The 12863-nt window shown below is 74.5% G+C and carries 10 protein-coding genes; 4 read left to right on the top strand and 6 right to left on the bottom strand.

The features are described 5' to 3' along the window. Positions 1–44 precede the first annotated feature (44 nt). Positions 45–917 carry an HAD family hydrolase gene (locus tag BJP59_RS02540; RefSeq protein ID WP_194522128.1) on the top strand — a complete coding sequence of 291 codons (873 nt, stop codon included), beginning with the start codon at positions 45–47 and terminating at the stop codon, positions 915–917. Positions 918–1011: 94 nt separating this feature from the next. Here the strand turns inward: BJP59_RS02540 and BJP59_RS02535 are convergent, their stop codons facing one another. Continuing rightward, entirely contained in the window at positions 1012–1110 is a 99-nt protein-coding gene (locus BJP59_RS02535) for a 30S ribosomal protein bS22 (protein WP_003792170.1), read from the bottom strand. 185 nt (positions 1111–1295) lie between these two features. Continuing rightward, positions 1296–2522, bottom strand: coding sequence for an acetoin utilization protein AcuC (locus BJP59_RS02530; RefSeq protein WP_076403238.1), 1227 nt, complete (start codon positions 2520–2522; stop codon positions 1296–1298). A gap of 210 nt (positions 2523–2732) precedes the next feature. On the opposite strand from BJP59_RS02530, the gene BJP59_RS02525 reads away from it, so the two are divergent. After that, positions 2733–4109: a TrkH family potassium uptake protein gene (locus BJP59_RS02525; RefSeq protein ID WP_021483424.1), complete on the top strand. Its 1377-nt coding sequence runs from the start codon at positions 2733–2735 to the stop codon at positions 4107–4109. Positions 4110–4285: 176 nt separating this feature from the next. Continuing rightward, a complete protein-coding gene (locus BJP59_RS02520; RefSeq protein ID WP_043655776.1) occupies positions 4286–4990 on the top strand; it encodes a potassium channel family protein in 705 nt (234 codons plus the stop codon). Between the two features lie 436 nt (positions 4991–5426). Here the strand turns inward: BJP59_RS02520 and BJP59_RS02515 are convergent, their stop codons facing one another. After that, a complete protein-coding gene (locus tag BJP59_RS02515) occupies positions 5427–6029 on the bottom strand; it encodes an ArsR/SmtB family transcription factor (RefSeq protein WP_194522127.1) in 603 nt (200 codons plus the stop codon). A gap of 77 nt (positions 6030–6106) precedes the next feature. Between BJP59_RS02515 and BJP59_RS02510 the strand changes: the two genes are divergently transcribed. Next, positions 6107–7432, top strand: a complete 1326-nt coding sequence (locus BJP59_RS02510) for an MFS transporter (protein WP_194522126.1) — start codon at positions 6107–6109, stop codon at positions 7430–7432. A gap of 58 nt (positions 7433–7490) precedes the next feature. On the opposite strand, the gene BJP59_RS02505 is transcribed toward BJP59_RS02510, so the two are convergent. From BJP59_RS02505 to BJP59_RS02495, 3 genes are all read right to left on the bottom strand, one after another. After that, positions 7491–8186 carry a hypothetical protein gene (locus tag BJP59_RS02505; protein WP_194522125.1) on the bottom strand — a complete coding sequence of 232 codons (696 nt, stop codon included), beginning with the start codon at positions 8184–8186 and terminating at the stop codon, positions 7491–7493. Between the two features lie 279 nt (positions 8187–8465). Then, positions 8466–10475 (bottom strand): Ig-like domain-containing protein, encoded by a 2010-nt coding sequence (locus BJP59_RS02500; RefSeq protein ID WP_194522124.1) that lies wholly within the window; start codon positions 10473–10475, stop codon positions 8466–8468. Continuing rightward, the gene (locus BJP59_RS02495; protein WP_194522123.1) at positions 10472–12721 is read right to left on the bottom strand and encodes a glycoside hydrolase family 127 protein; all 2250 of its coding nucleotides are present in this window, start codon (positions 12719–12721) and stop codon (positions 10472–10474) included. The genes BJP59_RS02500 and BJP59_RS02495 overlap by 4 nt, the downstream gene beginning before the upstream one ends. Positions 12722–12863: the final 142 nt, after the last annotated feature.

The following is a 12863-nucleotide window of genomic DNA, read 5'->3' as shown; positions in this document are numbered from 1 at the left end:
CCAGGGTACGAGGCCCCGGCAGCCCGACCGCCTAGAGTGGAGGCATGGCGACGTCTCCCGGCCCGGGCCCCGACCCGACCTCCCGGCCGACGCTCCCCGAGGAGGCGCCCGCGCGCGCTCCCGGGCCGCCGCACCGCACCGCCGCGTTCTTCGACGTCGACAACACGATCATCCGCGGCGCCTCGTCGTTCCACCTCGCGCGTGCCCTGTACCAGCGCGAGTTCTTCTCGACGCTCGACATCGTGCGCTTCGCCGTGCACCAGGCCCGGTACCTCGTGTTCGGCGAGAACAAGCAGCAGATCGACCGCATCCGATCGCGCGCGCTCGCGCTCATCGCCGGGCGCTCCGTCGCCGAGGTCACCGCGATCGGCGAGGAGGTCTACGACACCGTCCTGTCGCTGCGCATCTACCCCGGCACGCGCCGCCTGCTCGACGAGCACCTCGCCGCCGGGCACCAGGTGTGGCTCGTCTCCGCGACCCCCGTCGAGATCGGCGAGCTCATCGCGCGCCGGCTCGGGACGACGGGCGCGCTCGGCACCGTCGCCGAGCACGCGGACGGCTTCTACACGGGACGGCTCGTCGGCGACATGATGCACGGCCGCGCGAAGGCCGCCGGGGTGCGGGCGCTCGCCGAGCGCGAGGACATCGATCTCGAGGCGTCGTACGCGTACGGCGACTCGCTCAACGACGTCACGATGATGGAGGCCGTGGGGCACCCGTGCCCCATCAACCCCGACGCCCGGCTGCGCCGCCACGCGCAGGACGTCGGCTGGCCCATCCGCGAGTTCCGCGGGCGGCGGCGCCGCGTCGCCCGCAGCAGCGTCCGCACCGCGAGCTGGGCCGGCGCCGCCTGGGCCGCGGCGCTCGTCCTGCGCTCGGTGCGCCGCGCCGTCGACCGGCGCATCGCCCGCCTCTGACCCCGCCCGAGCCGCGCCCGGAGACGCGTCGAGCCCGGTCCCTCGGGAGGGGCCGGGCTCGACGACGGGTCGGCGCGTCAGGACGCGCGCGACGTCACTTCTTGTTGCGACGCTGGTGACGCGTCTTGCGAAGCAGCTTGCGGTGCTTCTTCTTGGCCATGCGCTTGCGGCGCTTCTTGATGACGGAGCCCATACGGTCCTCGCAATGCTCGAGCGGCGTGTCGGTCGGCGACCGGTCGACCGGCCGCGGGTGGTCCACGGTTGATCGGGGCCCCGGCGACCACGAGGGCGCCGCAAGCCGACCAACACGAGAGAAATCCGCCCCCTAGCCTACCCGCTCGCGCCCGTGCCCCGGTACGCGACCGGTCGCGGGGCGTCTCAGTCGAAGTGCGCGTCGAGGCCCAGCAGCGGGAAGACGGCCCGGCGCGTGGCCGCGACGGCGCGGTCGACGTCGTCGTCCGGGTCGTACCCGCTGCTCCACCGCCGGACCTCGACCTCGGGCCCGAACGCGAGCGGCGCGTCGAACCCGGCGACCTCCGCGACGCGCTCGCGCCACTCCGCGGGCAGGGGCACGCCCGCGGTGACGGGCCGGTGCACGACCTCCCCCACGACGGCCGACCACACGAGCGGCACGACGCGCGCGATCGCGTACCCGCCCCCGCCGAGCGCGAGCCACCGCCCGTCGGTCAGCTCGTGCGCGAGCCCGTGCATCCAGGTGGTGGCCGTGCGCTGTGCGTCGACGGACACGTCGAGGTCGGACAACGGGTCCTCGCCGTGCGCGTCGCACCCGTGCTGGGTGACGAGCACCTCGGGGCGGAACGCGCGCAGCACGGGCGGCACGACGGCGTCGACCGCGCGCAGCCAGCGGGCGCCGTCGGTGCGGCGCGGGAGCGCGACGTTGACCGCCGTGCCCTCGGCGCCGGGGCCCCCGAGGTCGGTCGGGTGGCCCGTCCCGGGGAAGAGCGTCGCTCCGCTCTGGTGGACGGAGACGGTGAGGACGCGCGGGTCGTCCCAGAACGCCTCCTCGACGCCGTCGCCGTGGTGGGCGTCGAGGTCGACGTACGCGACGCGCTCGACGCCGTCGTCGAGCAGGCGCCGGATCGCGACGGCCGCGTCGTTGTAGACGCAGAAGCCCGACGCCGCGCCCGCCTTCGCGTGGTGCATGCCGCCCGCGACGTTCACCGCGTGCCGGGTGCGGCCCGCCGCGATCTCGCCCGCCGCCTCGTACGAGCCCGCGACGATCCGCGCGGCGGCCTCGTGCATCCCTCGGAAGACCGGGTCGTCCTCGGTGCCGAGGCCGCGGGCCGGGTCGGGCGTGCCGTGCTCGGACGCCGCGCGCACCGCCGCGACGTAGGCGGGCTCGTGCACGAGCTCGAGCACGTCGTCGGGCGCGGGCTCGGGCCGCACGACCCGCAGGTCCGCGTCGTCGTCGAGCAGGCCGAGGGCGCGCACGAGCCCCATCGTCAGGTCGAGCCGGGCCGGCGCCATCGGGTGGCCGGGACCGAAGTCGTAGCCGAGGAGCTCGGGGCTCCACACGACGCAGGCTCCGGGCGCCGCAGCCGCCCCGGTCGGGGCGGGCGACGACGTCGGGTCGGTCGTGGGCATGGCTCACGGTAACGCCCGACGGCGCGCCCCCGCCCCACCGACCGCGCGCCGGACCGCGCGGGGCCGCCGGTCCGGGCCACCGCCGGGTCACCGGGAGCCCCCGGTGCGGCGTCCGGGCCCGCGAGCGGGCATGATGTCCCGGCGCCGGAGCGGCGACATGACGGGCCACCGGGCCCGTGGCAGAGTGGCGCGAGTGGTGAGGGAGGCTCCATGCCGACGAGCATGACCGGGCGCCTGTTCAGGGGGCGGGAGATCGTCGACCGCCTCGCCCGGCAGTCCCCCGCCCGCCTCGCCGTCACCGTGTTCGCCGCCGTCATCGCCGTCTTCACCGCCCTGCTCATGGCGCCCTGGGCGACGGCGAGCGGCCGGTCCGCGCCGTTCGTCGACGCGTTCTTCACCGCCACGTCGGCCGTCTGCGTCACCGGTCTCGTCGTGGTCCCCACGGGGACCTACTGGTCGGGGTACGGGCAGGTCGTCATCCTGCTCGGCATCAAGATCGGCGGCCTCGGCGTCATGACGCTCGCGTCGATCCTCGGCATGGCCGTGTCCCGGCGCATCGGCCTCACGCAGAAGCTCCTCACCGCGTCGGAGACGAAGACGACGCGGCTCGGCGAGGTCGGCTCGCTCGTGCGGGTCGTCATCATCACCTCGACGTCGCTCGAGCTCCTCATCGCGCTGCTCCTGCTGCCGCGGTTCGTCGTGCTGGAGGAGACGTTCGGCGAGGCCGCGTGGCACGGCATCTTCTACGGCATCTCCGCCTTCAACAACGCGGGGTTCATCCCGACGGAGCACGGCCTCGCCCCGTACGTCGGCGACTGGATGCTGTGCCTGCCGATCATCCTCGGCGTGTTCATCGGGTCGCTCGGCTTCCCCGTCATCCTCAACGTCATGCGCAACCGCCGCCGCGCCTCCAAGTGGAGCCTGCACACCAAGCTCACGCTCACGACGAGCGCGGCGCTCGTCGTCGTCGGCACGGTGCTCTTCGCGGCCGTCGAGTGGGGGAACCAGCGGACCCTCGGGCCGCTCGACCTCGGCGAGAAGCTCCTCGCGTCGCTCTTCGCGGGCGTCATGCCGCGCTCCGGCGGCTTCTCGACCGTGGACACCGGCGGCATGCACGAGGCGAGCTGGCTCATCACCGACGCGCTGATGTTCGTCGGTGGCGGCTCCGCGTCGACCGCGGGCGGCATCAAGGTCACGACGCTCGCCGTCATGCTCATCGCCATCGTGTCCGAGGCGCGCGGCGACCGGGACATGGAGGCCTTCGGGCGGCGCATCCCGCGCGACACCCTCCGGCTCGCGGTCGCGGTGTCGTTCGTCGGCGCGACGGCGGTGCTCCTGTCGAGCCTGCTCCTGCTGGAGATCACCGGCGAGACGCTCGACGTCATCCTCTTCGAGACCATCTCGGCGTTCGCGACCGTCGGCCTGTCGACCGGCATCACGCCCGACCTGCCCGACGCCGGGAAGTACGTCCTCATCGCGCTCATGTTCGTCGGGCGCACGGGCACCATGACGTTCGCCGCCGCGCTCGCGCTGCGCGACCGCCGCCGCATCGTGCGCTACCCCGAGGAGCGCCCCATCATCGGGTGAGCAGCCCCGCCCGGCGGCGCGACCGCCGTCGGGCCGGACGCGACCGCCGCACGAGACCTCACCGACACGCCAGACACCGCACCACCGGACCGACGAAAGGCCCCACCGTGACCGACCCGTTCACCCGCGCCGCCGACGGGAAGGACGGCGCGTCCGCGGACCCCGTCGCCCAGCGCATCGTCGAGCGCGGCCGCGCGGAGCGCGCGCGCCGGGACGAGGCGAAGGCCCCGCGCAAGGACGCGGGCGTCCTCGTCATCGGCCTCGGCCGCTTCGGCACGGCGATCGCCGCGACCCTCGACCGTCTCGGGCAGGACGTGCTCGCCGTCGAGCGCGACCCCGACCTCGTCGCCCAGTGGAGCGGGCAGCTCCCGCTCGTCGAGGCCGACGCCTCCAACCCGGTGGCGCTCGAACAGCTCGGCGCGCGCGACTTCCCCGTCGCGGTCGTGGGGGTGGGCACGTCGCTCGAGGCGAGCGTGCTCATCACCGGCAACCTCGTCGACCTGGGCACGCCCCAGATCTGGGCCAAGGCGATCTCGGCGGAGCACGGGCGCATCCTCCAGCGCATCGGCGCGCACCACGTCGTCTTCCCCGAGGCCGACGCCGGCTCGCGCGTCGCGCACCTCGTCTCCGGGAAGCTGCTCGACTACATCGAGGTCGAGGACGGGTTCACGATCGTCAAGATGCGGCCGCCCCGCGAGGTGCAGGGGTTCACGCTCGCGCAGTCGAAGGTGCGCGAGCGGTACGGCGTCACCGTGATCGGCGTGAAGTCGCCCGGCGAGGAGTTCCTCTACGCGACCCCCGAGACCCGGATCAGCGCGAACGACCTGCTCATCGTGTCGGGTCACGCCGACCTCCTGGAGCGGTTCGCCGCTCGGCCCTGAGGGTCGGGTCGTATCGGGTCGCGTCGGGTTCACAGCCCGCGGGGTCGGGTTCACAGCCCGCGGGTCAGGTCCGCGGTGGGGTCGGACCGTGCGCTCGGACTGGCGCACCGTCGCCCTGGTCTTCCGGGCGAAGGTCTGAGGAGTGCGCCTTGACGTCCTTCGCGCACGGTCCGACCCCACCGCTCGTCCTGGCCGTCGCCCTGGTCTTCCGGGCGGAGGTCGAAGGAGTGCGCCTCGACGTCCTTCACTCACGGTCCGACCCCACCGCTCGTCCTGGCCGTCGCCCTTCGTCCCGTGGTTCGGGCCCCGGTCCGGTGGTCCCTCGGGGTCGGTCTGGCGCTGTCGTGCCACGGGGGCACAGGGCTGTCGCGCCGCGTGGGGGCACGCATCGCCGGGATCCTCGCCGCTCGGTCTGCCCGGCTCGTCCGGCCGGTCGTCAGGAGGGTGGGCGGTGCAGTACGAAGAGGCCTCGGTGCAGGGGGCGGTCGTGGCGGTCGGCGTCGGTCGCGACGTACTCGTCGAGGACGGCGAGGATGCGGCGGTCGAGCTCGGCGACGTCGTCGTCGGAGAGGTGCAGGTAGAACGCCGCGGAGGTGGTGACGGCGTCCGGACCGGCGGCGAGGGCGTCGTCGAGCGCCGCGGCGACGGGGCCGAACCGCGCGCCGGGCGCGGCGTCGCGCAGCGGGTCGTCGAGCCACCACGTGGCACCCGTGGCGCGGTAGGGCCGCTCGAGCGCCCCGCCGGTCCCGGTGCGGACCTCCGCGGGCTCGAGCAGCCCGGCGCGCACGAGGAGCCGGACGTGGTGCAGCGCCGTGCCCGGCGGGACGCCGAGGTGGTCGGCGAGCTCCTTGTTCGTCATCTCGCGCGTGCCGCACTGCCGCACGATGCGCTGGCGCAGCGGGTGCGCGAGCGCCTTCGCCTCGAGGGCGGTGGGCGGACGACGGCCCGGGACGTCGGGGGCGCGCGGCCCGGGGGCGGGCCCGGCGGTGGGATCCGGGATCGACTCCGGGGTCGACTCCGGGGTGGGCTCGGGGGTCATGGGCTCATCGTACGGACCTCCGATCGAGAGTGCTCGATCGATTGGGGTTTCTCGATCACTGTGCCATGCTGGGCGACATGGCCTCTCGACCCGGGCGCCGCCGCCCCGCCGCCGCACCGCTCGGCGCGCCGTTCCGGCGCCTGTGGGCCGCGTCCACGGTGTCGAACCTCGCCGACGGGGTGCTCAAGGTCGCGCTCCCGCTCGTCGCGGTCCGGTACACCGAGTCGCCGGCGCTGGTCGCGGGGCTGACGTTCGCCCTCACGCTCCCGTGGCTGCTCTTCGCGCTGCCCGCGGGCGCGCTCGCCGACCGTCTGGACCGGCGGCTCGCGATGGTCGGCGCCAACGTGGCGCGCGCGGTCCTCGTGGTCGCGCTCGCGGCCGTCGCGCTCGTGCCCGACGCCGGGAGCATCGCCGTGCTGTACGTCGTCGCCTTCGCCGTCGGCGTCACCGAGACGCTGTACGACACCTCGGCGCAGTCGATCCTCCCGCAGGTCGTGCCGCGCACCGCGCTCCCCCGCGCCAACGGGCGCCTCTACGCGGCGGAGCTCACCGCGAACCAGTTCGTGGGGCCGCCCCTGGGCGGGCTGCTCGTGGCCGCGGGCGCCGCCGTCGCGTTCGGCGTCCCCGGGGCGCTCTGGGCGCTCGCCGTGGTGCTGCTGCTCGGGCTCCCGGGCACGTACCGGACCGCGCGCACGACCCGCACGACGCTGCGCGCGGACGTCGCCGAGGGCCTGCGGTTCCTGTGGCACGACCGCATCCTGCGCACGCTCGCGATGATGGTCGGCGGCATCAACTTCGCGAGCAACGCCGCGTTCGCGGTCTTCGTGCTCTACGCCGTCGGCCCCGGCTCGCCCCTCGGCCTGTCCGAGCCGGCGTACGGCGTGCTCCTCACCGCGACGGCGGTCGGGGCGTTCGCGGGGTCGTTCGTCGCCGAGCGTGTCGTCGGGACGATCGGGCGCGCGCGCTCCCTCGCGCTGACGATCCTCGGCACGGTCGCCCTCGTCGGCGTCCCCGCGGTGACGACGAACGCGTGGGTGATCGGCGCCGTCTCCGCCGTCGGCGGTGCCGGGATCGCCGTGTGGAACGTCGTGACGTTGTCGCTGCGCCAGCGCATCACGCCCGACGCCCTGCTGGGCCGGCTCAACGCGTGCTACCGGCTCCTCGCCTGGGGGACGCTGCCCCTCGGCGCCGCGGTGGGTGGCCTGCTCGGTGAGCTCTTCGGGCTGCGCACGGTCTTCGTGGTCATGGCGGCGGTGTCCGGCGCGACGCTCCTGGGGATGCTCGTCGTCGACGACCGGGCGATGGACGCCGCGGAGGCGGCTGCGGACGCACGCGACGCCGACGCGCGTGCGGTCGAGGCCGCGCGGGCTGGCGCCGAGGCGGAGCCGCAGCCGGAGAGCTGACCCTGCGGGCGCGCCTGAGGGGCGCGCCGACGGGGCGCGCCCGGAGTGGTGCGCAGGCTCAGGCCGCCCCGCCCCTGCCTGCCCGACGGCGCAGCGCCGCCCCGGCGAGGACCGCCGCCCCGGCCAGCGCCGCGACGAGGCCAAGACCCGCGCCCGTCGTCGCCAGGCCCGGCCGCGAGGAGCCCGGCCCGCCGCCCGCCGCCGCCCCACCCGAGCCGCCCGCTCCCCCGGGCCCCGCGGACGGCGTCGTCCCCGGCTCGTGCGGCTCGCCGGGGGCGGCGAGCACGAGGAACGGCTCGGACACCACGTCGGCGCCACCCGCCGTCGGGACGAGCCGCACGTGGTGCTCGCCCGGCGTCGTACCCGCGGGGATCGTCGCGACGAAGAGGAACGCCCCGTCGGCGTCCGTCGTCACGGTGCCCAGGAGCACGGGATCGCTCTCGAGCCAGACCTCGTGGACGGCGTGCGGCGCGAGGCCGGTCCCGCGCAGCTCGAGCCTGCCGCCGACGACGAACGGCCCGGAGCCGACGACGGCCACGCGCGGCGCCGTCGGCACCGCGCGCTCGGTGATCTCGACGCTGACGCGCACGCCGTCGGCGGGGTCCGTGACCGAGACCGCGACCGGGGTGGCGGCCGGGGCGGCGGCCGCTGCAGGGATGGTGGTCGGCGTCGTCGCGCCGGCCGTGCCCGCGGGCACGACGAGCGAGCCGGCGAGCACGAGGGCGGCGAGCAGCCTGCGGGTGGTCGTCGTCATGCGGGGAACCTCTTCGTCCGGCCCGGGGCGGGCACCGCTGGGTCGCCCCCGAACCCGACTGGACGGGCGTCCAGTTCACGGACATCCTGCCATCCTGGACGCCCGAACTGAACACCCGTCCAGTTTGTTCACCCACGCGTCGCACCGCCGTCGACAGGCGGGCACGGCTCGGCCCCCGCCGCTCCGCGGAGCGACGGGGGCCGAGCCGGACCCGGGCGGTGCCGGCACACCGCCCGGGGGCCTGTGGGTCGCCCGTCCTCCCGGGACCGGGCGTGCGGGTCAGCCGCAGTCGAGCGCGTCGAACGGCGCGTCGACGGTGGCGGTCACCTCCTTGCCGTCGACCGTGGCGGACGCGGTGGCGGACGCCGTCCCGGCGGGGGCGGACGTCGCCCGGACCGCGAACGACTGGTACGCGTTCGCGCCGGGCGCCACGTCCGCGAACGCCTTCTCCCCGTACGACGTCGCGAGGGTCACCGCGACCGGGACGTCCTCGCCGTTCGTCGCACGGACGGCCACGTACACCCTGCCCGCCAGGCAGCGGGGCGTCGCCTCGACCACGAGGTCGAGCTCGGGCTCGCCGCCGAGGGCGGGCAGCACGACCTGCTGCCGCACTTCCTCGTTGCCCGCGGCGTCCGTCGCGGCGAACTCGATGACCTGCGGCTCGTCGGTGAGCGCGCGCGTGAACGGCTCGGTGTAGGTGCCCCAGAACGTGCCGGGACCCTCCCACTGCACCTTGTCCACGCCCGAGCCCGCGTCCGTGGCGGCCAGCGTGATCTCGACGCTGCTGCCGACCTCGCGCAGCGTCGCGACCGTCACGGGCGCGACGCTGTCGACGCGGAGCTCGCGCGAGCCCGTCCCGACGTTGCCGGCGGCGTCCGTCGCGCGCGCCTCGACCGTGCGCACGCCGTCCTCGTCGACCGCGAACGGGCCGTCGTACGGTGCCCACGCGCCGCCGTCGACCGAGACCTCGACCGCCGGGGCGGGGTCCCGGTTGTCGGAGGCCACGACCGTGACGGTCGGGTGCTGGACGTACCAGCCCGACGTCGCCGGGCCGGGCTCGGCGGTCACGGTCACGGTGGGCGGGGTCGTGTCCTCGCCGGTGTCGGGCGCGACGACGAACACGACGGCCTCGGCCGGCACGTCCGTCCCCTCGACGTCGCCGTCGACGAAGAACAGCCGGTCGGGCTCGGCGTACTCCGCGGGGTCGACGGCGTCCCACGTCACGGGGATGCGGCTGTCCTTCGACGCGTCCTCGTACTCGGCCGTGACGGTCGCCGGGAGCGCCGGGGCGGTGCCCGCGAGCGTCACGACGCTCACGTTGTCCACCGTGATGACGTCCCCCGGCTCGCCGTCGCGCACGTGCACCGTGCCGCTCACCGGCTCGACGAGCTCGTCCGAGGTCCCGCTGACCTCGAACGCCCCCGCCGCGGCGACGTCCTCGGCCGTGACGTCCTCCCAGTCGACCGCGACCGTCTCGACACGACCGTCGGTGAAGATCGCGTCGATCTCGGCCGGGAGGTCGGGCAGGACGCCGACGTCCGTGGGGATGTGGACGGGCGAGTGGTCGATCGGCCCGTTCGGGTCGACCGGCTCGGGCTCCTCGACGCCGCCCGTGCCCCAGACCTCCCACTCGGAGACCCCGACGGCCGAGTACGTCGTCGCCGTGGTGCCCCGCAGCGCGTCGAACGTCGCGCGCAGGCGCGTCGTCGTCACCGCGTCGAAGGTCGTCTCGTTGGTCTCGAGACGCTGTGTCGGGTAGCCGCTCGGGTTCGGGACGTCGACGAACGCGCCGGCGTCGGCGTCCCAGTACTGGAGCGTCCACGACGCCGGGACGCGCACGTTGTCGCCGTTCGCGTCGGTGCCGTCCGACCAGAACCGGACGACGGAACGGTCCACCGTGACCGGCGCGGGCCAGGAGTACTCGAGCCACTGCGTCGCCGGGCGATCCCCGCTCCACGTCGCCCACGTCGCGTCGTGCGCTCCCCCGGTGCTCACGCCCGCGCCGTCGTTCACGGCCTCGACCTTGTTCCACGACGCGGTGTAGCTCGCCTCGGGCGTGCCGATCAGCGCGACGTTCGTCGGCGCCTCGTCGGCCGCCGCGGTCAGCCCCTCGGTCCCCGGACCGCCGACCGCGGCCCACGCCCCGACCCCCGCGCCCGTGAGGGCCAGGGCGAGCGCGGTCGCGGTGGCGACCACGCGCCGTCGGGCACGCGGTGCCGCCGGCCGGTCCCCGAGCGGGATGAGCACGGTCGAGCCCGCGACCCGTGATGAGCTGGTGCGCGCGCTCATGCCAGCCTCGCCTTCCCTGCCGTGACCAGGACCTTCTGACCGTCGCGGCGGCTCAGGAGGCCGTCCGCGGTGAACTGCTCGACCGTGCGCTGGACCTTCTGGAGGAACGCGGCGCGGTCGGCGAAGCCGCCGTCGCCCCACACGACGTCGAGGAACGTCGTCCCGTTCGGCCGCGCGGCGTTGGTGACGCCGCTGTCGAGCCCGGCGAAGACCACGCGCGGCTCGGAGCGCTCGACGTACATGTGGTACTGCGTGTCGTCGCCCGACCATGCGGGCTCGAACGTGAGGTCCCCGAGGCGGAAGTACCCGTTCCCGAGGTCCGTGAAGGCGCCCTCGAGCGTGCCGTCCAGGCCCATGTGGGCGTAGAGCGACAGCTTGAGGTACTCGCGCGACGCGCTGCGCGCGAGCAGGACCGTCGGACCGTTCTCGATGCTCTGGATCGCGGGGTTGTCGATCGTCGGCACGGCGCGGATGCTCAGCGGCATCGTCACCTCGACGACGTCGCCGGGCGACCACGAGCGCGACACGCTCACGTACGTCCCGGGTACGGCGTCGAGCTCCTGCTCCACCCCGTTGACCGTCACCATGAAGCCCTTGCGCACCCAGCCGGGTACGCGCAGGCGCAGGTCGAGCCGCCCGGAGCCGTTCACCGTGAGCCGGGTCGCGCCGACCTTCGGGTACTGCGTCTCCTGGACGACCTCGAATCCCTTCTCCTCCCACGTCAGGGTGGAGGCGAGGTAGAGGTTGACGTACAGCACCTCGCCGTCGACGGACCGGAAGTAGACCGAGTCGCGGTACTTCACGTGGTTCTCGAGGCCCGTGCCGCCGCAGCACGTGCCGGTGTTGCCGTACTCGCGGCGCGTGCCCGGGTTGACCCCGTACATGTACGTGACGTCGGGGCTCGTCGTGGACTGCGTGTTCTTCTTCGAGCCGACGATGTGGTTGAGCAGGCCCCGCTCGTAGTACTCCATGTACTTCGGGTCGAGCGAGTGGAAGTACAGCAGCCGCGAGAGCTTGAGCATGTTGTACGTGCCGCACGTCTCGGCGTTGCGCGCGCCGATGTCGCCCGCGACCGTGCTCGGCGGGCCGAACAGCTCGCCCTCGCCGTGCCCGCCGTGCGCGTAGGTGCGCCCGGGCACGACCATGCCCCAGAAGCCCTCGACGGCCTGGCGGTACCGCTCCTCGCCCGTGAGGTCGTAGACCTTGAGGTAGCCGGGGAACTGCGGGATGTGCTGGTTCGCGTGCTTGCCGTTGAGCGTGTCCGTGCCCGCAGCGCTCGCGTCGACGAGCGTGTTGAGGTCGAACAGCTTTGCCGTGGCGACGTACGTGTCGTCGCCCGTGATCGACGCGATGTCGGCCAGCACCTCGTTCATGCCGCCGTACTCGCCCGCGATGTAGATGCCCCACATCCGGTCGAGCTGCGCCTGCGGCAGCACGGAGAGCCGGCTGTGCACCCACGCCGCCATGGACGACGCGAGCTCGAGCGCCTGGTCGCTGCCCGCCAGGCGGTACGCCTCGAGCAGGCCGGCCATGATCTTGTGGCACGTGTAGTAGGGCGCCCAGATCTCGCCGTACGGCGCGTACTTCTCGAGCTGGCTGAACTGCCACTCGCCGTAGGCGGCGAGGAACCCGGGGTGGCTGAACCGGCCCATGGCCGCGAGCGCCGTCTGGACCTCGCCGAGGCCCTCGACGATCTGGTCCACCTTGTCGCGGAACACCCTCTCGCCCGTGCTCGCGTACGCGAGCGCCACCATGGACAGGAAGTGCCCGCCGTAGTGCCCGCGCAGGAGGTTCGCGGTCTGGGTGTTGGCCCGGCCCGGGTAGTCGTCGGGGCCCCACGGCTGCTCGTTGGCGTGACCGAAGCCCTCCCAGCCGCCGGGCGCCGACGCGCCCCGGGTGTCGATCCCGGCGTTGCGCCGGAACACCGCGAGGACGCGGTCCACGGGGTACTCGCGCGCGAGGTGCAGGATCTGGTCCTGCGAGCGCGTCGCGACGCTCGGGGCGAGCGTCACGTCGGACATCGGGAACGGCTCGGCGGCCCAGCCGTCGAGGGTGACCGAGCGGTCGAGGGACCGCAGGAAGGCCCGGCTGACGGGCGGTCCGCTCGGGACCGTCAGCGCCGGGGCCGGCGGCGCGGCGAGCGCGCTGCCGCCGCCCGCGAGCGCGACGGCGCCGGTCGCCCCTGCGGCCAGCGCCCCGAGCCGCAGGACGGCTCGTCGCGAATAGCTGGTGTCGTGCACGTGCATGAGCTGTCGCTCCTTCTCACTCGTCGTCGAGTGGTGGAAGCGTCGTCGGCGGCAAGGAGGGAAGCCCCGCGTCCGACGCTCGTGCTGGTTCCGCCCGGCCGCCACGTCGCCGAGGGAGAGCTCCGGTCCGTCGAGGGAGAGG

It is taken from the genome of Cellulosimicrobium sp. JZ28 (genome assembly GCF_015327065.1).
GTDB lineage: Bacteria > Actinomycetota > Actinomycetes > Actinomycetales > Cellulomonadaceae > Cellulosimicrobium > Cellulosimicrobium funkei.
The sequence above is the reverse complement of the archived record's forward strand: the minus strand, read 5'-3'. Positions and strand labels throughout refer to the sequence as shown.

What these genes read in the sequence shown, in the direction of transcription:
- BJP59_RS02540 (WP_194522128.1), top strand. Translation starts at nt 45, where the DNA reads ATGGCGACGTCTCCCGGCCCGGGCCCCGACCCGACCTCCCGGCCGACG.
- BJP59_RS02505 (WP_194522125.1), bottom strand. Translation starts at nt 8,186, where the DNA reads ATGACGACGACCACCCGCAGGCTGCTCGCCGCCCTCGTGCTCGCCGGC.
- BJP59_RS02495 (WP_194522123.1), bottom strand. Translation starts at nt 12,721, where the DNA reads ATGCACGTGCACGACACCAGCTATTCGCGACGAGCCGTCCTGCGGCTC.
- BJP59_RS02530 (WP_076403238.1), bottom strand. Translation starts at nt 2,522, where the DNA reads ATGCCCACGACCGACCCGACGTCGTCGCCCGCCCCGACCGGGGCGGCT.
- BJP59_RS02510 (WP_194522126.1), top strand. Translation starts at nt 6,107, where the DNA reads ATGGCCTCTCGACCCGGGCGCCGCCGCCCCGCCGCCGCACCGCTCGGC.
- BJP59_RS02525 (WP_021483424.1), top strand. Translation starts at nt 2,733, where the DNA reads ATGCCGACGAGCATGACCGGGCGCCTGTTCAGGGGGCGGGAGATCGTC.
- BJP59_RS02515 (WP_194522127.1), bottom strand. Translation starts at nt 6,029, where the DNA reads ATGACCCCCGAGCCCACCCCGGAGTCGACCCCGGAGTCGATCCCGGAT.
- BJP59_RS02500 (WP_194522124.1), bottom strand. Translation starts at nt 10,475, where the DNA reads ATGAGCGCGCGCACCAGCTCATCACGGGTCGCGGGCTCGACCGTGCTC.
- BJP59_RS02535 (WP_003792170.1), bottom strand. Translation starts at nt 1,110, where the DNA reads ATGGGCTCCGTCATCAAGAAGCGCCGCAAGCGCATGGCCAAGAAGAAG.